At 43.0% G+C, this 20,846-nt stretch carries 20 protein-coding genes and 1 pseudogene; 15 read left to right on the top strand and 6 right to left on the bottom strand.

Features of this window, described 5'->3' with window-relative positions; genetic code table 11:
- Positions 1-1,057: 1,057 nt before the first annotated feature.
- A complete protein-coding gene (locus PU629_RS19790; RefSeq protein ID WP_275281735.1) occupies positions 1,058-2,338 on the bottom strand; it encodes an ammonium transporter in 1,281 nt (426 codons plus the stop codon).
- A gap of 19 nt (positions 2,339-2,357) precedes the next feature.
- Entirely contained in the window at positions 2,358-2,756 is a 399-nt protein-coding gene (locus PU629_RS19785) for a hypothetical protein (RefSeq protein ID WP_275281734.1), read from the bottom strand.
- A 212-nt stretch (positions 2,757-2,968) separates the two neighbouring features.
- On the opposite strand from PU629_RS19785, the pseudogene PU629_RS19780 reads away from it, so the two are divergent.
- A pseudogene (locus tag PU629_RS19780) lies at positions 2,969-4,108 on the top strand (DEAD/DEAH box helicase); the annotation flags it as partial.
- Positions 4,109-4,352: 244 nt separating this feature from the next.
- Positions 4,353-4,940, top strand: a complete 588-nt coding sequence (locus PU629_RS19775; RefSeq protein WP_275281732.1) for an LOG family protein — start codon at positions 4,353-4,355, stop codon at positions 4,938-4,940.
- A 155-nt stretch (positions 4,941-5,095) separates the two neighbouring features.
- Here PU629_RS19775 and pheA read toward each other — a convergent pair whose 3' ends face one another.
- Positions 5,096-5,905 carry a prephenate dehydratase gene (gene pheA / locus PU629_RS19770; RefSeq protein ID WP_275281731.1) on the bottom strand — a complete coding sequence of 270 codons (810 nt, stop codon included), beginning with the start codon at positions 5,903-5,905 and terminating at the stop codon, positions 5,096-5,098.
- A gap of 220 nt (positions 5,906-6,125) precedes the next feature.
- Here pheA and PU629_RS19765 point away from each other — a divergent pair, with 220 nt between their 5' ends.
- From PU629_RS19765 to PU629_RS19740, 6 genes are all read left to right on the top strand, one after another.
- Complete coding sequence (locus PU629_RS19765; protein WP_275281730.1) at positions 6,126-7,001, top strand: proline iminopeptidase-family hydrolase; 876 nt, start codon at positions 6,126-6,128, stop codon at positions 6,999-7,001.
- Positions 7,002-7,045: 44 nt separating this feature from the next.
- Positions 7,046-7,822 (top strand): DUF4931 domain-containing protein, encoded by a 777-nt coding sequence (locus PU629_RS19760; RefSeq protein WP_275281729.1) that lies wholly within the window; start codon positions 7,046-7,048, stop codon positions 7,820-7,822.
- Positions 7,823-7,852: 30 nt separating this feature from the next.
- Positions 7,853-9,208, top strand: coding sequence for an MFS transporter (locus PU629_RS19755; protein ID WP_275281728.1), 1,356 nt, complete (start codon positions 7,853-7,855; stop codon positions 9,206-9,208).
- A 40-nt stretch (positions 9,209-9,248) separates the two neighbouring features.
- Positions 9,249-9,617, top strand: coding sequence for a DnaJ family domain-containing protein (locus tag PU629_RS19750; RefSeq protein ID WP_275281727.1), 369 nt, complete (start codon positions 9,249-9,251; stop codon positions 9,615-9,617).
- A gap of 105 nt (positions 9,618-9,722) precedes the next feature.
- Entirely contained in the window at positions 9,723-9,917 is a 195-nt protein-coding gene (locus tag PU629_RS19745; protein ID WP_275281726.1) for an alpha/beta-type small acid-soluble spore protein, read from the top strand.
- 88 nt (positions 9,918-10,005) lie between these two features.
- Positions 10,006-10,608, top strand: a complete 603-nt coding sequence (locus PU629_RS19740) for a Maf family protein (RefSeq protein ID WP_275281725.1) — start codon at positions 10,006-10,008, stop codon at positions 10,606-10,608.
- A 57-nt stretch (positions 10,609-10,665) separates the two neighbouring features.
- Here the strand turns inward: PU629_RS19740 and PU629_RS19735 are convergent, their stop codons facing one another.
- From PU629_RS19735 to PU629_RS19725, 3 genes are all read right to left on the bottom strand, one after another.
- Entirely contained in the window at positions 10,666-12,042 is a 1,377-nt protein-coding gene (locus PU629_RS19735) for an RsmF rRNA methyltransferase first C-terminal domain-containing protein (protein ID WP_275281724.1), read from the bottom strand.
- Positions 12,043-12,128: 86 nt separating this feature from the next.
- On the bottom strand, positions 12,129-13,904 hold the full coding sequence (locus tag PU629_RS19730) for a M3 family oligoendopeptidase (protein WP_275281723.1): 1,776 nt from the start codon (positions 13,902-13,904) through the stop codon (positions 12,129-12,131).
- A 115-nt stretch (positions 13,905-14,019) separates the two neighbouring features.
- Positions 14,020-14,355 (bottom strand): BsuPI-related putative proteinase inhibitor, encoded by a 336-nt coding sequence (locus PU629_RS19725; protein ID WP_275281722.1) that lies wholly within the window; start codon positions 14,353-14,355, stop codon positions 14,020-14,022.
- Positions 14,356-14,588: 233 nt separating this feature from the next.
- On the opposite strand from PU629_RS19725, the gene PU629_RS19720 reads away from it, so the two are divergent.
- From PU629_RS19720 to PU629_RS19690, 7 genes are all read left to right on the top strand, one after another.
- Positions 14,589-15,089: a low molecular weight protein-tyrosine-phosphatase gene (locus PU629_RS19720; protein ID WP_275281721.1), complete on the top strand. Its 501-nt coding sequence runs from the start codon at positions 14,589-14,591 to the stop codon at positions 15,087-15,089.
- Complete coding sequence (locus tag PU629_RS19715; RefSeq protein ID WP_275281720.1) at positions 15,076-16,200, top strand: conserved virulence factor C family protein; 1,125 nt, start codon at positions 15,076-15,078, stop codon at positions 16,198-16,200. The genes PU629_RS19720 and PU629_RS19715 overlap by 14 nt, the downstream gene beginning before the upstream one ends.
- A 568-nt stretch (positions 16,201-16,768) precedes the next feature.
- Entirely contained in the window at positions 16,769-16,942 is a 174-nt protein-coding gene (locus PU629_RS19710; RefSeq protein ID WP_275281719.1) for a hypothetical protein, read from the top strand.
- Entirely contained in the window at positions 16,932-17,072 is a 141-nt protein-coding gene (locus PU629_RS19705; protein ID WP_275281718.1) for a hypothetical protein, read from the top strand. The genes PU629_RS19710 and PU629_RS19705 overlap by 11 nt, the downstream gene beginning before the upstream one ends.
- Positions 17,073-17,473: 401 nt before the next feature.
- Positions 17,474-18,217 (top strand): hypothetical protein, encoded by a 744-nt coding sequence (locus tag PU629_RS19700; protein WP_275281717.1) that lies wholly within the window; start codon positions 17,474-17,476, stop codon positions 18,215-18,217.
- Between the two features lie 44 nt (positions 18,218-18,261).
- The gene (locus tag PU629_RS19695; RefSeq protein ID WP_275281716.1) at positions 18,262-19,110 is read left to right on the top strand and encodes a YihY/virulence factor BrkB family protein; all 849 of its coding nucleotides are present in this window, start codon (positions 18,262-18,264) and stop codon (positions 19,108-19,110) included.
- A 138-nt stretch (positions 19,111-19,248) separates the two neighbouring features.
- A complete protein-coding gene (locus PU629_RS19690; RefSeq protein WP_275281715.1) occupies positions 19,249-20,829 on the top strand; it encodes an FMN-binding glutamate synthase family protein in 1,581 nt (526 codons plus the stop codon).
- Positions 20,830-20,846: the final 17 nt, after the last annotated feature.

Here is a 20,846-nt window from a genome sequence, read left to right as displayed (position 1 = left end):
ATTCGCTCGCCAGCCTACTGCTTGAAAATTTCCCGTGCAGTCACCTCCTCGAAAAAAATCCGTGCTGGCTTATCCAGAGGAAACCTACCTCGGAGCTTAAGCTAGAAGACGCAAGGACAACAATCAACACCCAACTTCATTTTACTTATAAAATGATGATGGCCCCAATACACACAAATGGGCTCGAAGGCGGCTCGAAAAGGTGTGATGAAGGCTAAGCGCCCATGGTATGCCCTAGCGTCGAGGCGGAGCTCCGGTGAACCCCATCACTATGGGCTGAAGCTCGCTGGTAATAAATAAATAGGCCACTAGCTTAAAGCTTGTTTTATTATTAATCATATCGAAAATGGAGATAAATATGAAGCGTTTACAATCTGTTGAAAATAAAAACCAATAACACCGCTTCTAACGGGTTCACTTCAGAGGTGCAAACAATTAACTATCAAGGTAAATCGCACGGGTTTTCACAGAGTCATTTCACTGAGCGATATTTAGTTAATATCAATGTTTATTGACCATTTCATCCGTAAATCACCTATCCAATCACAGTGTAATTTACATGGGTGGATATAATTATTGGAGGTGTGTGAATTAACCTGTGATTGGGCAAGTGAAAGGTAGGGTGATTACCAAGTCATTTGGATATATCTGTTAAAATAATAGTTAGATTATCTATGACTTTGTGAAAAAATGGTTCTTAAAGTAAAAACGGACTGTAATGGTTAACAAGAAATTTTAGAGTAACCTGTGATCGTTGAAATAAGCGGAAATTTTTCCGTTATCAACCAAAGTAGAGTTCAGTTCGTCGTAAATAAGCGGAGTTTTTCCGTTTAAACAAAAAGAAATGACTCATTTTTATGTTTTTCGAGTCAATAGGCGGAATCTTTCCGTCTATTTTAGCTATTTTTAATGTTGATTTCTAAATAAGCGGAATTCTTCCGCTTATTTAGAAAGTTCGCTTTAGCCATTTAATGAAATAGGTAATCGATTGCCTTTTAATTAGAGTTCTGCACCTCACAAGTAAACCCGTTACACCGCTTCAGGGTGTTGTTGTTTTTTATTTTTTGTCTGGGTCGAAGTCATTGGTGTAAGGATCTTCAAAGGAGATAAACTCATGTTCTTGATATGCGGCCATAATGCCGTGGTAACTAATATCAAGGCCGAGCTCCTCTTCTTCTTCAGTTGCCCGAACAGGAACGATCCACTTAATAAGCTTAAAGCCTCCCCATGTAAGCCCAAACCCCCAAATAGAGAGAACGACGAGACCGAGCAGCTGAATGCCTAGCAGATGCCAATGGCCGGTAATAAATAGTCCATTGTTAGTTGAAAAAAGCCCGACAGATAAAGTTCCCCATATTCCGGAAATGCCATGAACAGGGAAGGCGCCGACGGGGTCGTCAATGCCTCTTGCTTCTAACCAGCTTGTTGCAAACATCATGAGAAGTCCGGCGATTACTCCAATTAAAATAGCAGACAGATCACTGACAAAGGCGCAGCCTGCCGTAATACCGACAAGTCCTGCAAGTGAACCATTTATGACGGAGGGCGCGTCCGACCGATTATAACGGAACAGTGTAAAAAGCAGGGCAGTCGCACCGCCTGAAGCCGCTGACAGCATGGTTAAAATAGCGATATGACCGATTCTGGGGTCAGTCGCAGTTAACGTGCTTCCTGCATTGAAACCGAACCAGCCGAACCATAATAAAAAGGCGCCGACAGAGGCTAATGGCAGATTGCTTGGGAGGGCTATGGTGCTCGTTCCATCCGATGTAAACTTGCCTTTTCGAGGACCAATAAACAAAGCAGCGGCAAGTGCTGAAAATCCGCCTAAGGCATGAATGACACCAGAACCGGCAAAATCGAGAAAGCCTAGCTGATCAAGCCACCCGCCTCCCCAAGTCCAGTGTCCAGCGATGGGATAAATAAGTGTTGTCATCAGGACAGCATAAAGAATATACGCACGAAAATTAATTCGCTCCGCCACGGCACCTGACACGATCGAAATAACGGCAATTACGAAAGCGGCTTGAAAGAGCCAAAAGGTTTCATTTGAAATCGGCAGGTGCAGAAAAGAGAGGTTGCCATGCAGCAAAAAGCCGTTTGAACCGATTAGACCGTTAATATCTTTTCCGTACATAAGGCCAAACCCCACGATATAAAAACAAAGCGTCCCTATGGTGATGTCTACGTATACTTTCATAATAATGTTCACATTATTTTTATAACGGACAAATCCTGCCTCGAGAAGAGCAAAGCCGCCTTCCATTAGAAGGATCATGGCTGCGGTGAGAACGACCCATATCGTATTTAGTCCTGTAGTTACTCCATGTAAAGTCATTTTTATCAAGCGTCTCCTGTCATAGATAGGGTTTTATTTCTTCTAGGATGGAATGGGAAATCGTCATCTTATCTATAGGGGTATTGACATGCTTCAACAGCTCGGTAAGTTCTGTGACCTGCCGCTTAAGATCTTCTATTTTCTTTAACCGATCTTTAACATTTACCATATATTCAACAGCTCTATGATGACTTGGTGCTCGACCTGTAAAGAGTTTTCTGAGTGGAGAAAGTGATTGATAAAAGGCGTCTTCCGCCCGGCTTTTTTGCTCATACTTCAATATTTTATCTCGCAAGGATTGAATGCTTTCTTCCTTCTTAGTTAAAACAGTTTTTAATACCTGTTTGATGTGTGTAGAAGGAGCAATCGTGACTAAGTCATTGTTAAGGGAGTCTCTAATCTCAATGTCAAGTACCATGTTAAATCTCCTCACACGAAATGTTACTTTTTTTGATTATATCGCAGTATAGAATAAAATCAATAGAATTTCGTTGTTTTGTCGATAAAGTCAAAATTATTTGAAATATAGAGATAGCATTATGAATAAATAAGTTCGCGGGAAGTATGTTAAAATAAGCTGAAACAAAGGCAGACGTGCTTACATAAATGAAAATTAAAGGAGAATGTCCTTTGAAGTTACAAGAAGTTGATGCGTTCCCAGATTTTATTCGAAATCAATGGGAAAAAGCGCGATTTAGTGAATTAACACCTGTTCAGGAAGCGGCCCTTCCTATTTTATTAGAAAATCAGGATTTAGTAATCGAATCGCCAACAGGGACAGGCAAGACGTTAGCTTACTTACTCCCTATATTGAAAAAGGTGGATTTTAAGTTAAAGAAGACCCAGGCGGTCATTCTTGTCCCGACAAGAGAACTTGCTATGCAAATTCATCAGGTTTTACAAACATGGCTTCAGGGAAGCGGCGGGACGAGCGCTTCATTTATCGGCGGCGCTGATATGAAACGCCAGATCGAGAAGTTGAAAAAGCATCCGCAGATAGTGGTCGGTACAGCAGCTAGAATTCAGGAACTAATAGCATTGAAGAAACTCAAAATGCATGAGGTAAAAACCATTGTTTTGGATGAAGCCGACCAATTGCTTGTTCATGATAGTGTCCCTATCGTTCAAGACATTATCCGAACAACGCTTGCAGAACGTCAGCTTATTATGGTGTCCGCAACGATTACAAAAACGGTGGAACAACTGGCAGATGATTGGATGAAAGAGGCTGAGATCATTCGGATTGCGCCTTCGAAAAAAGCGGCTCAGCAGGTTACCCATTTGTATTACGTTTGCCACCCGAAGGACAAAATTGATGAGTTAAGACATTATGTGAAGTCAAACAATGTAAAAGCACTCGTTTTTATTAACGGTTCAAGCTATATTCCGGAAGTGTTAAAGCGCCTGAAAAGCAGGGGTGTGAAGGCAGGGAGTCTCAGCGGTGAAGGAACAAAGACCGAACGTGAGGCAACCCTCCAGCAATTTCGAAGAGGACAGCTGCCCATTCTTCTGACGACCGATTTGGCAGCGCGTGGATTGGATATCGAAGGCGTAACCCATGTGATCCATTTTGATCTGCCAGAGGAAGTCACCCAGTATGTGCACCGCTCAGGAAGAACGGGCCGTCAAGGGGCTGAAGGAACAGTTGTTTCCCTGGTTACCTTTCGGGATGAGAAAAAGCTCCTTCAGTTTGGCAAGCAATTGGGCATCTCAATTCATAAAGAAGAAAGTGATCTTCCGCGTTTCTCTAAACCTGCTCAAACTGGTCAGGATAATAGAAATAAAAGGACTTCGCGGAAGCCGCAAGACACGGATAAGCGTCCAACGGCTAGTAGTAAAGCTCGGGTAGGCAAGCGGGTAGATAGATAGTTATTTTTTTAGCTGACAGAGCTTGTTTAAAAAATTGAGGTTAGTGAATTCCTTTTGTCATATATTGAATTAAAGTACACTTGCGTTCACCTTGGTCACTAGGTGAGCGCCTGTTTTATTAGAATTAGGTCAGGGGTGGGTTGATATGAAAAGGATCTGTGTGTTTGCCGGTTCGGCGCCAGGTGGTTTGGAGGCTTTTTCGAAGCATGCAAAGGAGCTTGGAAAATTACTAGCAGATAATGAGATGGAAGTCGTGTATGGCGGCTCAAAGAATGGACTGATGGGTGACGTCGCTAACGGTGCCTTGGCTCATGGTGGGAAGGTGACCGGGATTATGCCGACACTGTTATTCCAAGGGGAGATCGTCCACACAGGGCTGACGGAACTTTTAGAGGTTTCAGATATGCATGAAAGAAAGGCGAAAATGAGTGAGTTGGCCGATGCTTATATTGCGTTACCTGGCGGCTATGGGACATTTGAAGAGCTGTTTGAGGTTCTCAGTTGGTCACAGCTCGGCATACACAAGAAGCCAATAGGCCTATTAAATATTGAAAATTATTACACACCTCTTATTGAAATGATTGACCATGCGATTGAACGGGGGTTTGTCAAACCGACCCATAAAGAATTAGTGGTGACTGCGGATAATAGCGAAGATTTGATTAACAAAATTCTCACTTTCACACGTCCAGAACTCGATCCGAAATGGAAGGCGGACCGGCACCTAACTTGAAACTGACTCAAAATCAACAAATAGGGAAACGGCGTTACACTTAAAAAAGGAAGGTGTAACGACAATACGCTATCCGGTCACTGTTTTTTCCTATCGAGCAAGGCTTGTTAAAAAAAGCCCGTTTGCTTATTAGCAAAAGGACTTTATCGTTGTTTCTAAAAGCTGCCTAATAGTTGTACGGAATGGCCATACAGTTCTAGTATACTGATGGCTTTTTTCATGGATTCGTGCTCTAATCCTTCGGCGATTTTGAGGAAGAATTGGTAGTCGCCAAGCCGTTTTTTGGTTGGGCGTGATTCAATCCAAGTTAAGTTCAGGTTGAGCGATGCAAAGACATTTAAAATGTTTACGAGTACCCCGGGACGTTCTAGATGAGGCGCGACGAGGATAAACGAGTTGGAGGCATTCGCTGGGACATGGAGGCCTCGGCCAATCGCAATAAATCTTGTATGGTTTTCCTCGACATCCTGGATATTTCGAGCAATCATTTTGAGCCCGAACTTTTCAGCAGTCCAAGCGGGTCCAAGGACTCCAACACGAGAATTCTGAGCATTTTTTAAAGCCGCGGCTGCTTGAGCTGTGCTTCCAAATGTTTTAGTTTCGACGTTTAGTTTTTGTAAATATTGTCGGCATTGAGCGATGGGTTGAGGATGGGACCAGATCTCGGTCAAATCCTCTAGCTCTGTCCCTTCTAGCACCATTAAGTTCTGTTCAACGTTTAATATCATTTCTCCATTTATGTAGAGATCTGTGTAATGCTGAAGCCCGTCGAGGACACTTGTGACGGATCCTTCGATGGAATTTTCAATAGGTAAAATGCCTTGATCCACTTCACCGCCTCTAACAGCCTCTAATATTTCCCAAAACGTCATGAAGGGAATACGAACAGTTCCGGGAGCTGTGAAATAGTCGATGGATGCTGCTTCAGAGAATGTGCCTTCGGGTCCTAAATAACCAACTTTCAACCGTTTTCGCCTCCTGCAATATAAAACGAGTTCCTTATCTTAGCCCTAATATTATCGTTAAGATATAATAAAAGTAGTGAAAAATGGCAATTAATACATTTTTTGAATTAAAGCGTTAATGTACAAGAGTGATAGTGCATTTATATTTTTCTATACTATCAAAAAAAATAAGATTTCGCTATTATGTGAAAAAAATAAACAAAGGCAGGATGGGGATTTCATGACAGAAGGGTACATACAAGTCACAGGAGGTCGTGTTTTTTATAAAAAAATTGGGGATGGGAGTGGTGTGCCATTATTAATATTACATGGCGGGCCGGGAAGCACCCATCATACTTATAAACCGCTTGAATTACTGGGGGAAGAGCGCCCTGTGATTTTCTATGATCAGTTAGGGTCTGGCGGTTCTGACAGACCTGATGATCTTTCGCTTTGGACGCTTGATCGATTTATAGATGAACTTTCAGAGATTAGGCAAGCCCTTGGGCTTGAGCAGGTGCATCTATTGGGGCATTCTTGGGGAACGATGCTTGCGGCGTCTTATATGCTGACGAAGCCAAAGGGAGTCAAAAGTGTTATTTTTTCAAGTCCGTGTTTGAGTGCCCTCCAATGGGCGGAAGATCAGAAAGCCAATCTTAAGACCTTGCCCGTTGAGACTCAGGAAGTGATTATGCGATGTGAGAAAGAGGGTACCACTGATTCCAAGGAGTACCGGGAGGCGGTTAAGGCATTTAACAATCAATTTGTTTGCCGTAAAGAAGAGATCCCAAAAGAGTGGAAAGCACCAAAGGGAGCATTTAATCCCGTGATATACGAAACTATGTGGGGGACTTCTGAATTCAATCCAACCGGCTCATTAAAAGAATATGATGTGACACCGCGCCTTTCTGAGCTTCACTTGCCTGTTCTATTTACATGTGGGTATTACGATGAAGCGACACCGAAAACAACTAAAGGATATGCCGACCTTGTAGAAGAGGCACAGTTTCATGTCTTTAAAGAAAGTGCGCATATGCCTTATATGGAGGAACCGGAGGAATACCGTCAAGTCATTCGTCAGTTCCTAAAATCGGTTGAAACAGATGGAATTCGGTAAGCCTTTCTAATTTTCAGAGATTCAAATGATTTGGGGTGCTAATAATGACTGAGGAGCCGATTTTGAAGTTTAATATGGGCATTGCGAGAGGAAAACCAAATAGTGTTCATTTAAATCATGATTGTCCATTTTGTCGGACAGATCAATTAACAGGAATCAAAGAAATTGAAGGGTCGATCATATTACTTGAAAATAAGTACCCTGTTATACAAGATGCTTACCCGCTTTTAATTATTGAAACGGATCAATGTGATTCTGACCTTTCTGAGTACAGCGAGGAGCATCTTAACAAATTGATGGCATTTGCAATGAAACATTGGTTAGAGATGGAAAAGCAACCAGAATACAAGTCGGTCATTTTCTATAAAAATCATGGTCCGTTATCTGGTGGTACGATTCGCCACCCGCACATGCAAATCATCGGCCTTAAAAATGCTGATTATCGGGAGACGCTAAAGGAAGACTATTTTGAAGGGCTGCCCATAGCCGAAGCTTCAGGCGTCACCTTAAATCTTTCAACTAAGCCGATGATTGGGTTTACTGAGTTCAATGTTGTGATGAAGGATTTAGCAAACATTCATCAATTTGCAGCTTATACTCAGCAAGTGGTCATTTATCTCCTCAAGCATTTTAACGCGAGGCTGACGAGTTATAACTTGTTCTTTTATCATTGGAATAATAAATATATAGCTAAAATCGTGCCGCGTTTTCCAACATCACCATTATTTGTAGGCTTCCGTTTGAGACAGGTTTCCAATAATTTGGAGAATATCGTTGAAGATTTTCAGTCTGTTTTTGCGAGAAATTTAAGCGAAAGCTAATTTTGATAAAAGGGAGATGTTTCAAGCAGCATGACGGAAACGTTAAAGCGACCGAATTTATTAATTGTAACTGTGGCACTTGGTATTTTATTAAATCCTTTGAATTCTTCAATGATTGCCGTTGCGATTACGCGTTTTCAGAGTGATTTTCACTTAACTTTTTCAAATGTCTCCTGGCTGATTTCGACTTACTACTTAGCCAGTGCGGTGGCACAGCCGGTAATGGGGAAACTTAGCGATATGTTTGGCGCTAAAAGGTTATTTTTGATCGGCCTTATTTTAATCGCTATTTCATCCATCTTAGCTCCGTTTTCTCCAGGCTTTATCTGGTTAGTCAGTTTTCGAATCATTCAAGCGGTCGGCAGTTCGACCTTGTTTCCAAGCGGAATGTCCATGATAAGGAAAACGATAACAGAACGACAAGCAAGGGCGCTTGCCTTGCTTGCTGTGTTTTCCTCGACTTCTGCTGCGTTTGGTCCATCCATTGGCGGTCTGCTGATCCATTATTGGGATTGGCCAGCCCTCTTTTTTGTCAATTTCCCATTCATTATTGCTTCCTTCTTCTTAGGGATTGCCCTTTTGCCGAAGGATGCTGAAATTCGTATGGAATGGAAACGAATTGATGTTATAGGGATTATCCTGTTTGTATTTTCTGTTGTCTTTCTGCTCATCTTCCTTCTGTCACTCGGAAACGCCATTAAATGGATCCCGCTTGTGATTGGTCTAATAGGAGCGATTCTATTTATTTGGTTTGAGAAACGGAAGAAAGAGCCCTTTATTGACCCAGTCATGTTGATGAGAAATAAAAATGCCTCATTGGTCTATGTCCAATTTATTCTGATCAACATTATTTTTTATTCTATTTTCTTCGGAATGCCCTCCTTTCTTCAACAAGTTCGCGGCTATTCGGATCAGCAGACTGGGTTCATTATGCTTGCTATTGCCGGCTTCGGTGTGGTGATTACTCCGATGGCCGGACGCTGGATTGACCGAAAAGGCTCTAAGCCCGCGGTCTTAACAGGCGCTATTTCAGTTATTGTGGGGGCTCTATTACTGTTAACGGTGGAAGGAACAACCCCGTTATGGTGGGTCATTATTGTGCTCTCAGCGCTCGGAGTGAGCAATGGGTTTAATAATATTGGCATGCAAACAACGCTTTATGAGTTTGTTCCGAAAAAGGAAACCGGTGCGGCCTCTGGTTTGTTTATGACAAGCCGTTACATGGGAACAATTTTGTCCTCCACGCTACTCGGGATTGTATTTGATAAGACGATAAATGCGGCTCATTTTCATGAAATGACGATTGTCTGTGTGGTCGTTGCCGTTTTTATTCTTGTTTTATCGATTCGCATGCCCAATCCAAGAAAACAAAGGCAGACGCTTTAATCGCAGTTTTTGAGGATAAACTTAAAGAGGGGGCATGAAAATGGATATCTTTGCGTTGATTGCCGAGGACAAAATAAAGGCAGCGATCAAAAAGGGAGAAATGGATGATCTGCCGGGAAAAGGAAAGCCTTTAAAATTAGAGGACTTATCGAGTATCCCCGAAGAGTTGAGGATGGGGTATCATTTATTAAAGAACTCGGGATTTTTTAATGAGGAGGCCAAGCTCAGTCAGGATATTCTGAAGCTGAGTGATCTCGTGAAGCAGGCTGACAATGAAGAGGATCAAGCAAGGTTAAGTCGTGAGTTGAGCGAAAAGAGAGCCCGTTTTGAAAAAATTATGGATGAACGAAAGCTCAGTCAGTCAAAGGCCTATCGCGATTACAGGGATAAATTGCACGATAAGCTGTAAATTGGAAGAAAGTGTTTGTAGTAAAAAAGGTGTAACTCCTTAAACTAATTATGAGCAGCTTATATATAGCGGCTCAGAAGCCCACATTTAAGGAGTGATTCACAAATGGCCGATAACAATAAGTTGTTAGTACCCGGTGCAGAAAATGCGTTGGATAACATGAAGCAAGAAATCGCCAACGAATTCGGCGTCGAATTAGGTGCAGATACGACCGCTCGTGCCAATGGATCAGTGGGTGGCGAGATGGTCAAACGAATGATTCAATACGCCGAACAAAGCCTTAAAAACCAACAACAATAATGGAGAAAGAGGTCAGCGGCGGCTGACCTCTTTTTACTTGGTAAAGTTATAATAAAAAATGTAACGATAACATGAAGGAGGAGCTTCGATGAACACGACCCATACATTATATTTGGCCTCAACCTCGCCTCGGCGTAGGGAATTAATCCAAAAGCTTGGTTTGCCAGTAAAAATTGTGAACAACAACGCCGAAGAGGTCATTGATCCATCATGGTCACCCACAGAAGCCGTTGAGCAGCTATCAATGATCAAAGCTCATGCGGCTTACAGAAATATGAAGGCGACTGGGGATCTTCTTTCCGGGATCCTTATCAGTGCAGATACGGTGGTTGTCCTAGAAGGAGAGATCTTAGGAAAGCCGAGTGATGCGGAGCAGGCAAAACAAATGCTCTCAAGCCTTCAGGGGCGTTCTCATCACGTTTTAACAGGATTTACCCTTATACACCTTCAGTCAGGGGAGACGGTCACCTCCCATGAGCAAACAACTGTGTGGATGAAGCCATTGCAGCCTGAACAAATAGCCCGTTACAGCGCAACAGGTGAACCCATGGATAAAGCGGGAAGCTATGGCATTCAAGATCTCGGTGCTACGTTTATAGAACGAATCGAAGGCGATTACTTTAACGTTGTTGGCCTGCCGCTTTCACAACTGGCCGATACACTCGGACAATTTGGAGTAATAGTCCCATAAATACATAAAACGCATGGCGTTCACCCATTCGCCGGCTTCTGCCATCGTCCTACAGGATTAGGGCCGTCTCAACCCTTTTGGATAATAATTTTTTAATGTACCTTGGACGGCCTTTCCCCACCCTAATGAGTAGCCATCTATAAGAACTAATGTCCAGCCGTCTGATACAGAAGTAGGGAGGGTCTCACCGCGAAGGTAGTTTCGCCAATCCTCGGATTCACTAGATAACTCATGGACGCGCCGCACTTCCTCTGGGCAGAGCGCTACTGCCCAGGCGTGATTGGGCTCAAATCGGTTCTTCTTTAATTCTCCAAGATGCAGGCCGCATCTGAGGACCTTTAATCCGCTGACATCAGGTAGGCCATCTGGGATTGCATAGATATGCCTCCCCATCAGCTTATACTTATTGGGAGGCTCCACTTTTAAGGTATCCTTTACAAATTTCAGGAAGTCCTTGGCTTGTCCTTTAGGAAGCAGTCCCTTTTCCTCTTTTAGATTGCCGCCGCCGATGTGTGAGGTGGCATCACTTTTTTTTCTGAGTTTAGCTGCAAAATGACCCTCTCCCAATAACTTATGTGGCCAAAGGCGACTTGTCTTCACCACTTCTGTAACTCCTGTCCGAGTCCATTCGGGTCTGCCCGGCTCAATTCCATTCGTGTGCTCAAGAGAGAGGAGCTCCATATCGGCGTAGTCATTAAGAAACTGTTCCATCATTTGTTCATTTTCTTCAGCTGAAAATGTGCAGGTGGAATAGACAAGTGTGCCTCCTGGTTTGAGCAGGCTATAGGCGTGGTCTAGAATGTCATGCTGAAGCTTAGAACACTCGTGAACATGTTCCGGCGACCAATAATCAGCAGCTGCTGGATCTTTGCGAAACATGCCTTCTCCAGAGCAAGGGGCATCCACTAGAACGCGATCAAACCATTCGCCAAAGAAGGAGGCTAACCGTTCGGGTGATTCGTTTGTGACAAGTGCATTGGTGACGCCCATTCTCTCAAGATTTTCTGATAAAATTTTGGCCCGCTTTGGAATAAATTCGTTGCTGACTAAAAGGCCTTGACCCGCCATTTTTCCAGCCAACTGACTTGATTTTCCGCCAGGCGCTGCGCAAAGATCTAAGACACGCTCACCGGGGGAAACATCAAGCAGATCGGCAACAGCCATAGCGCTTGGTTCCTGAATATAATACATCCCTGCTTGATGATAGGGATGTTTTCCTGGCTCATCTTGAGTTTTATAATAGAAACCTGTTTCACAAAAAGGAACAGGTTGTAAGTCAAATGGTGTCAGTTTCAAAAAGGCATCTCGGTCTATTTTTAATGGATTAAACCGGAGACCTTGGGATTTAGGCTCTTCGTATGTATTGAGAAAGGCCTCCGCTTCAGCTCCAAGCATCTGGTTCATTCTTTCTTCAAAAGCATCAGGTAATTTCATGGATCCATCCTCCTAATGCTTCCATTATACCTAAATCTGGCCTAAAAAAAGAAGTCAGCAATGAGTGCCGACTTCGTAAAAAAAGGTTATTCAGCTAGTTCCAAGAATAGATCGATGTCCTTGACTATTTGTTGACATGCTTGTTCCCAGAAGTCGCGTTGCTCAAGGTTAACACCGAGGTGTTTGAGGGCCAGTTCCTCTACAGTCATAGAACCGGTATCGCAAAGGAGGGCGTCATATTTATCACTAAATGAGGCTCCTTCTTCTACTGCACGGGCATAGATACCTGTGCTGAACATGTAACCGAATGTGTACGGGAAGTTGTAAAATGGTACATAGGTAATATAAAAATGAAGCTTGGATTCCCAGAAGGAAGGGTGATAGGAGGCAAGTTCCCCACAGAATGCTTCTTTTTGAGCTTCTTCCATAAGGGTATTAAGACGCTCCACTGATACAGAGCCATTTTTGCGCTCTTCATAAAACCGAGTTTCAAATAAGAACCGGGCATGGATGTTCATAAAAAAGGCAACAGCACGTTGGAGTTTATCCTCAAGGAGCTGCAGCTTGCGTTCTTTCGATTCCGCGGTCCGAATGGAGGCATCACTGACAATTTGTTCAGCAAATGTAGAGGCTGTTTCCGCTACATTCATTGCATAATGCTGATTCAAATAGTTTAGGTCATTCATTACATGTTGATGATATGCATGTCCAAGCTCATGAGCAAGGGTTGAGATATTAGAGGCTGTTCCGCTGAAGGTCATGAAAATGCGCGATTCTTGACTCATTGGGAAGCTTGTACAGAAGCCGCCAGGGCGTTTTCCGGCACGGTCTTCCGCTTCGACCCAGCGGTTGCCCAGGGCGTGCTCAGCAAAAGTACCCATTTTTGGGTTAAAGGATGAAAATTGCTCGACGATAAATTCACAAGCCTCCTCATAGCTCACTTTTTCTTCGACATTAGAAATGGGCGCATCGACGTCTGCCCAAGTTAATTTGTCAACGCCGAGAAGCTCTGCTTTTTTATGTAAATAGCTAACGAGATGGGATTTGTAATCGGTAATCACTTCCCACATAGTATCCAATGTTTTTTGCGACATTCGGTTAAGCTTTAGGGGTTCTTTTAACACTTGATCCCAGCCGCGCTGTTCATAAACATTTAAGCGGAATCCGGCAATGTGATTAATGGAGGCACTACAGAAGTCAGCAACATCTGTCCAGGCCTTTTCCCATCTTTCAAATACATGTTCACGGACATCACGATTGTTTGAAGAAAGGAGATTTGCTGCTTGACCGACAGAAACTGTTCTTTTGCCTTCATCAGGAAGCTCCACTTCAATGCCCATTTGACCAACTGTCGTATTATAGAGCTGGCTCCATCCGTGATACCCATCAACCGACAATTGACTAATGAGTTTTTCTTTATCAATGGACAACTTTTCTTTTGCTTCAAGTCGTCCCTCTTCAAGCGGGAAGCGGACTTCTTGTCCATAATCAGTCGCTAAGAAATTCTGCCATTCAGGATCAGGAACGTTTGAGAGAAATTGATTAATTTGTAAATCGGCTGTATTTAAAGAGGCACTTAAGACCTGTGTCTGCCCTTGAAGTTGGGTAGCTTTCTTATCGGCCATATCTTGTGCGGTAAGGCAGCTTACATAGGCAGAGGCTTGTCTCATTCTTTTGGATAGATCAGCAAATTGATTTAATCTCTCAGGTAACGCAGGGAGTGATAAGGTGTTTAAAGCAGATATAAAAGACTCAATATCCGTTTTGAGCTCTTGGACGAAAGCGGCGAAGCTTTCCGATTGACTTCCACCTTCAAAAAAAGTATCAAGATTCCATGTTTGATCAAGTTTTGTTTCAGCCATTAAGGCAACCCCCCTAATTTATTATCCTCTTTATTTTACCAAAAGGTTTCTTTAGAGCGGTAGTAAAGTCGCCTAAGTGACAGTTTCTTATAAATTTTCAAACTAAACCCCTTGATTAGTTCACCACAAAATTTTGTTGTATCTTTGACTTATAATGATCATCACTCAACCAGAAGGTGATTTGATAGTGACCCGGTTCAAGCTTCGGTAACGTCCCTTTATAGTGCAGGCTTTCATCTGGCTTTAATGTGAGAGTTGAAACCATTTGACCAAATAAGTGGGAATCCGAGAACTGCTCCTTTTTTTGCCCAGATTCGTCCTTGATAAGATAATCAAAGCGCTGAGTGGTATTGAAAGTTAAAGAAAGGGGCTTCTCAGTCTGATTTCTGACTGTAAAAGAAAACCTGCAAGTCTGTCCAACTTGGTCCACTGTTAAAATAGGATTCAACACTAGACCTGACTTAACCCCAGAACTTGCAGCAGGAGAAAGCTGAAGGTTGGCGTTTGAACATCCAATTGTTATCATTAAAAATAAGAAAAAGAACCAGGAGCTAACTGGAACGCGGGGACTGGAACGCGGGGACGGTTCTCCCGTTTCAAAACACTTTTAATTGCTTTATCATTTTCATTTTTTTAAATGAGCTACTATTATAATATGCACCTAGAAGGGGTAGGAGGACAACGATGATTCGCGTTTTATTTGTATGTTTGGGAAATATTTGCAGGTCGCCAATGGCAGAAGCTGTATTTCGAGAGTTAGTTAAGAATAAAGGGTTAGCGCATCTTATAGAAATTGATTCAGCAGGAACTGGAAAATGGCATATCGGAGAAGCTCCGCATAGAGGGACACAGCGTCTATTAAGAGAAAAAGGAATCGACTACAGTACGATTAAGGCAAGAGAATTTCAAGAAAAAGACTTTAGTGATTTCCAGTATCTAGTTGCCATGGATCAGAAAAATGTGCAGGATATGAAACGGAAAAGCCCTAAATCTACAAGTTTAAGCATTACACGGTTGCTGGATGAATGTCCGCATATCCAAGAGAAAGACGTTCCGGACCCTTGGTATACAGGGGACTTTGAAGAAACTTACCGCTTAGTAAAAGCTGGAACAGAAGCGCTGCTTGACCGAATTATTAAAGAAAACCATCTAGAAGAGGAGGTTTTGGCGAATGAAACTGATTAAAATTGAACCCACTCCAAGTCCTAATAACATGAAGCTGGTTGTGTCAGAGCATTTGCCGATGGGAAAGAGCTATGCCTTAACGCCAGAAAAATCAATGGAAGCACCTGATGAGTTATTGAAGAATCTCTTAGGGGTACAAGGAGTCAAAGCGCTCTATCGGGTGGCTGATTTTATTTCACTTGAACGCCATCCTAAATATGAATGGGAAGTCATTTTACCAAAGGTTCGAAGTCTCTTTGGTGAGGATTCGCTTGAAGAAAAGCGGGCAGAAGCCGGTCAGTCTGAGCATGTGTTTGGTGAAGTTCGTGTCTTCATCCAACTGTTATTTGATCTGCCCATGCAAGTAAAGCTGGAGGTTGATGGCGAGGAGATACGCGTGGGTTTGCCGCAACGTTTTATAGAAGCGGTCATGAAGGCTCAAGCCGCCTCCGAAAACGTTATTCTCGATAGGAAATGGGTTGAAAACTATCCAAGATATGGCGATATAGAAGCTATTAAGAAGGATATTGTGGATGAACTATCGGCAGCCTATGATCAAGAGCGCCTGAACGAGTTAGTCGAACGTGCGCTCCATCCAAGCGCGAAGCCTGAACGCCCCTATCACAAGGTTACCTTGGACATGCTTGAGGATTCAGATTGGAAGAAGCGCTATGCAGCCCTCGATCGGATGGATCCTACTCTTGATGACCTGCCTGTTTTAACAAAAGCATTAGAGGATGAAAAAGTGGCGATTCGCCGCCTAGCGGTTGTTTACTTAGGACTCATTGGGGATCAAGCCGTGCTGCCTTATCTCTACAAGGCGTTAAAAGACAAAACAGTGACGGTTAGACGGACAGCGGGGGACGCCCTATCCGATATTGGCGATCCACAAGCTATTCCCGCAATGATTGAGGCCCTAAAGGATCCAAGTAAAATTGTCCGTTGGCGAGCCGCTATGTTTTTATATGAAGTTGGCGATGAATCAGCCCTAGAGGCACTAAAAGCAGCGAAAGAGGATCCCGAATTTGAAGTGGCGCTCCAAATCCAAATGGCCATTGAAAGGATCGAAGGCGGTCAAGCTGCTCAAGGCTCCGTTTGGAAACAAATGACCGACTCCAGGACCAAACAATAAAAATTGAAAGTAAGATGAGGAAAAATCAAGGCCGATAGCGTATCCTCGTTACGCCAAATTTGCAAATTGGCCAATTTCAAGGTCGATAGCGTATTCTCGTTACGCTCAACTGAAATAGGCGTAACGTCATTCTCTTATTTCGGCATTTGGGGCCTGATTCGTGGAGGATAGCGTATTCTCGTTACGCTCAACCGAAATAGGCGTAACGTCATTCCCTTAATTCGGCATTTGGGGCCCGATTCGTGGAGGATAGCGTATTCTCGTTACGCTCAACTGAAATAGGCGTAACGTCATTCTCTTATTTCGGCATTTGTGGCCAAATTCGTGGAGGATAGCGTATCCACGTTACGCTCAACTGAAATAGGCGAAACGTCATTCCCTTATTTCGGCATTTGGGCCTGATTCGTGGAGGATAGCGTATTCTCGTTACGCTCAACCGAAATAGGCGTAACGTCATTCTCTTATTTCGGCATTTGTGGCCTGATTCGTGGAGGATAGCGTATTCTCGTTACGCTCAACTGAAATAGGCGAAACGTCATTCCCTTATTTCGGCATTTAGGCCCGATTCGTGGAGGATAGCGTATTCTCGTTACGCTCAACCGAAATAGTCGTAACGTCATTCCGTTATTTCGTCATTCCGTCCGGATTTGCGGAGGATAGCGTATCCACGTTACGCTCAACTGAAATAGTCGTAACGTCATTCCCTTATTTCAGCATTTGGGGCCCGATTCGTGGAGGATAGCGTATTCTCGTTACGCTCAACCGAAATAGGCGTAACGCCATTCCGTTATTTCGTCATTCCGTCCGGATTTGCGGAGGATAGCGTATTCTCGTTACGCTCAACTGAAATAGGCGTAACGTCATTCTCTTAATTCGGCATTTGGGGCCCGATTCGTGGAGGATAGCGTATTCTCGTTACGCTCAACCGAAATAGTCGTAACGTCATTCCCTTATTTCGGCATTCCGGCCTAGTTTAGTGGGGGATAGCGTATTCTCGTTACGCTCAACTGAAATAGTCGTAACGTCATTCTCTTAATTCGGCATTCCGGCCCAGTTTAGCGGAGGATAGCGTATTCTCGTTACGCTCAACCGAAATAGGCGAAACGCTATTCCTTTATTTCCATCTCCTTTAACTTTTTTCCAATTCAAAAGGTGTTATCCTTGTTTACCTAAGATTTTCTAAGTGAGTTCTCTCATATTACACCTCCTAATGATTCACACTAATAGCATGTAACCTATGGTTGGTTACAAATTAGTACGGGAGGCGATTGCAGTGGACACTTATGATCGATACAGTTCATATGATCAATACAACTCAAGTCCAAAGATGGATACACGAGGACCAAAAAGTAAATTAGGCAGATATATGCTTATTGGGGGCTTACTCGGTGCCTGCGTCTCTCTTATTGATCGTGGCACTCGAAAGCAAATGGGTAAAGTCATTAATAATGTGAAGAACGGCAGCTCAAGCGCTGTGATGAATATGGTGCATGACCCTGCCAATGTAACTGACAAAATCGCTAATTATCTTCAAAATACAGCGGCTAATATCCGTAACACCGCACAAGATGTAACCGATGATATGCGTGAAATGGCTGAGAAGGTTACAGGTATGACATCAAGTACGAAGCAGGCTTATCGCTATGCCATGGAGGCAGGCAGTGAAATCACCGAAATTGCGTCCAAGCTTCGTCAATCGGGCAGTGATTTCAGTTTGAGTTCAGCTAATACACCTGCTCTCTCTGATTCGACATCATCACAAACAAGCAGTTCCATGAGCAATAGCAGTTCGACATCATCAAGTGGAAGTCCCACTTCTTCATCAAGCTCTATGGGGATGATGAACAGTTCCAAGGCAAGTTCAGGGACATCGAGCTCCACGTCCACAACATCAAGCAGTCTATCCTCTTCCTCTAGCCAGTCTTCTTCGTCTACGTCCAGTACGTCGAAGAGTGATGAGGCGGAATTAATGAAAACCGCACAGGATGCGATAAGTGAGTTAAAGCTCGAGGAATAGCATGTTTTTTGATTAAGGGAAAGTAAAAAGTGAGGCGGATAACTATGGGGAAACGACATCTCTGGTTGGTTTTTATAAAAAAATTAATAAAAAGACTGAATCAGGATCGTGTGACAGATTTTTCATCACAGCTAGCCTATACTTTTTTATTCTCTCTTTTTCCTTTTCTTATTTTTATTTTTTCTCTACTTCCTTACCTTGGTTTAAATCCTGACAGTGTCATGAGCTTTCTTAAAGACTTTGCACCTCCAGAGTTAGTTTCAATTATAAAAAATAATATTTATCATATTTTGAAACGAAATGGAGGTCTTTTATCTTTTGGTGTAGTTGCCACTTTATGGCCTATGGCATCTGCCGTCATGACGATACGCCATGTTTTTAACGTCGCATATGGGGTTAAAGAGACACGTTCGTTTATTATGATGTGGCTAATGGTATTTCTTTTTACTATTGGATTGTTAGCAGTCATTTTTGTAGCCTTATTTTTGAGTGTGTTCGGTCCAATGGTGGGTCATTTTCTTTTTGATTCACTTGGTATTTCCTTAAAGTTTCTTCATTTCTGGACTCTTTTTCACTATATCGTTACTTTTATGATGATATTCATCGTCTTTTGCAGTTTGTATTTTGTATCTCCCAGTAAAGCACTTAGCCCAAAAGAGGTTTGGATTGGGGCCGTAATCGCCGCTCTTTGTTGGCAGGTGACCTCATTCTTATTTTCCTTGTATGTGGATAAATTCTTCCATTATTCATCCACTTATGGGACGTTAGCCAGTGTCATTGTTATTATGACTTGGTTTTATATAACTGGATTTATTCTCATCTTGGGCGGTGAGATTAATGTGGTGCTTTATCAGTTGCGGCAAGAGAGAAATCAGCAAAGGGAATCCGTTTAAAGACATTTAGGAAAATGAAAAGGAAATCGAATCAGCCTGTCGAAGTGTTTTTTATAAGGGATCTAACTGTTCCTTATGCTTCTTAGTTGGTACAGAAAGCCATACAAATAAACTATACAGAAAAGAGGAGAGGATTTTATGCTGATGGGTATGTCCATTTTGGGGATTGTTTTAACTTTAATTATTCTTTTGCCAATTGCTTTCTTAGTTTTCCTCTATTTTTACGATGAAAAGCAAACACAGCATGCTGTCTTAAGAAATTTTCCACTATTAGGTCATATGCGTTATTTGCTTGAGAAAATTGGGCCAGAGCTCCGTCAATATCTTTTTGATTCGGATTCTGAAGGGAAACCTTTTTCAAGAGAAAATTACCAGGATATTATCATGCCAGCTAAGTATCAAACCACTATGATGGGATTTGGTTCCAAACGGGACTTTGATAAAGCGGGCTACTACATAAGAAATGCGATGTTTCCAAAACAACGTGATGAACTAAGAGTGGATAATACCGTCCTATTGCATGGGAAGCGATACAAAATTGATAGGGATAAGCTTTTCAACCGACGAGAACATTTGGAAGAAAACACTGTGAAACCTTGGCTCTTGACTGACGAGGATCAGATCATTATTGGACCAGATTGCCGCGAGCCATTTGCTGTAAAAGGGTTGGTAGGTATGTCGGCTATGAGTTATGGCGCTCTTGGTAATCGAGCTATTACCGCTCTTTCGACAGGACTCGGAATGGCTGGGGGAACCTGGATGAATACAGGGGAAGGCGGTCTTTCCCCTTACCATCTTAAAGGTAATGTGGATATCATCATGCAGATTGGTCCAGGTTTATTTGGAGTTCGAACTAAGGAAGGGACGATGGATTGGGAAGAGCTAAAACGGAAATCAGGATTGAAACAGATAAAGGCGATTGAAATAAAATTGGCTCAAGGGGCGAAGGCAAGAGGTGGTCATTTGGATGGAAGAAAAGTCACACCGGAAATTGCTGAAATCCGCGGTCTTGAACCTTATAAAACAGTCGACAGTCCCAATCGTTTTAATGAATTTTCAGATGTCCCATCGCTCATGGCTTATATCGAACAAATCAAGGAAGTTTCAGGTCTTCCGGTTGGGATGAAAATGGTTGTGGGCCAACCTTCTGATATCGAAGAGCTGGCGGCCTATATGAAAGAGCATCAAACTGGACCAGATTTCATAACTGTTGACGGAGGTGAAGGTGGAACAGGGGCGACTTATCAGGAATTAGCCGACAGCGTTGGTTTGCCGATAAAAACAGCCATTCAGCTTGTCCACAGAACCTTAATCAAATACGGCGTTCGAGACCGAGTAAAACTCATAGCGTCAGGAAAGCTTTTCACGCCAGACCGAATTGCCGTTGTCCTTGGTATGGGGGCAGATCTTGTTAATCTAGCCCGTCCATTTATGATCACCGTTGGTTGCATCATGGCGCTTCGCTGTCATACCAACACTTGTCCGGTAGGGGTTGCGACAACGGATCCTAAGCTGCAGCGCGCCTTAGATATTGAGGAAAAATCTCAGCGGGTCATGAATTATGTCATCGCTTTAAGAGAGGGACTCTTCACAACCGCCGCAGCGGCAGGGCTTGCTTCACCTGTTGAACTTAGTGAAGACCACGTTGCCTACATCGACGACCAAAGTCGTCATTTCACATTGTCCGAACTCTATGAAACTCGCAAACTATCTTCCTGAATATAGAATGGACTTTT

Source organism: Pullulanibacillus sp. KACC 23026, assembly GCF_029094525.1.
GTDB lineage: Bacteria > Bacillota > Bacilli > Bacillales > Sporolactobacillaceae > KACC-23026.
This window is presented reverse-complemented; position numbering and strand designations above follow the sequence as displayed.

Excerpts from the sequence above, each read along its gene's own strand:
- PU629_RS19740 (WP_275281725.1), top strand. The coding sequence starts at position 10,006 with ATGAACACGACCCATACATTATATTTGGCCTCAACCTCGCCTCGGCGT.
- PU629_RS19750 (WP_275281727.1), top strand. The coding sequence starts at position 9,249 with ATGGATATCTTTGCGTTGATTGCCGAGGACAAAATAAAGGCAGCGATC.
- PU629_RS19690 (WP_275281715.1), top strand. The coding sequence starts at position 19,249 with ATGCTGATGGGTATGTCCATTTTGGGGATTGTTTTAACTTTAATTATT.
- PU629_RS19720 (WP_275281721.1), top strand. The coding sequence starts at position 14,589 with ATGATTCGCGTTTTATTTGTATGTTTGGGAAATATTTGCAGGTCGCCA.
- PU629_RS19755 (WP_275281728.1), top strand. The coding sequence starts at position 7,853 with ATGACGGAAACGTTAAAGCGACCGAATTTATTAATTGTAACTGTGGCA.
- PU629_RS19785 (WP_275281734.1), bottom strand. The coding sequence starts at position 2,756 with ATGGTACTTGACATTGAGATTAGAGACTCCCTTAACAATGACTTAGTC.
- PU629_RS19695 (WP_275281716.1), top strand. The coding sequence starts at position 18,262 with ATGGGGAAACGACATCTCTGGTTGGTTTTTATAAAAAAATTAATAAAA.
- PU629_RS19760 (WP_275281729.1), top strand. The coding sequence starts at position 7,046 with ATGACTGAGGAGCCGATTTTGAAGTTTAATATGGGCATTGCGAGAGGA.
- PU629_RS19775 (WP_275281732.1), top strand. The coding sequence starts at position 4,353 with ATGAAAAGGATCTGTGTGTTTGCCGGTTCGGCGCCAGGTGGTTTGGAG.
- PU629_RS19790 (WP_275281735.1), bottom strand. The coding sequence starts at position 2,338 with ATGACTTTACATGGAGTAACTACAGGACTAAATACGATATGGGTCGTT.
- PU629_RS19765 (WP_275281730.1), top strand. The coding sequence starts at position 6,126 with ATGACAGAAGGGTACATACAAGTCACAGGAGGTCGTGTTTTTTATAAA.
- PU629_RS19730 (WP_275281723.1), bottom strand. The coding sequence starts at position 13,904 with ATGGCTGAAACAAAACTTGATCAAACATGGAATCTTGATACTTTTTTT.
- PU629_RS19745 (WP_275281726.1), top strand. The coding sequence starts at position 9,723 with ATGGCCGATAACAATAAGTTGTTAGTACCCGGTGCAGAAAATGCGTTG.
- PU629_RS19735 (WP_275281724.1), bottom strand. The coding sequence starts at position 12,042 with ATGAAATTACCTGATGCTTTTGAAGAAAGAATGAACCAGATGCTTGGA.
- PU629_RS19715 (WP_275281720.1), top strand. The coding sequence starts at position 15,076 with ATGAAACTGATTAAAATTGAACCCACTCCAAGTCCTAATAACATGAAG.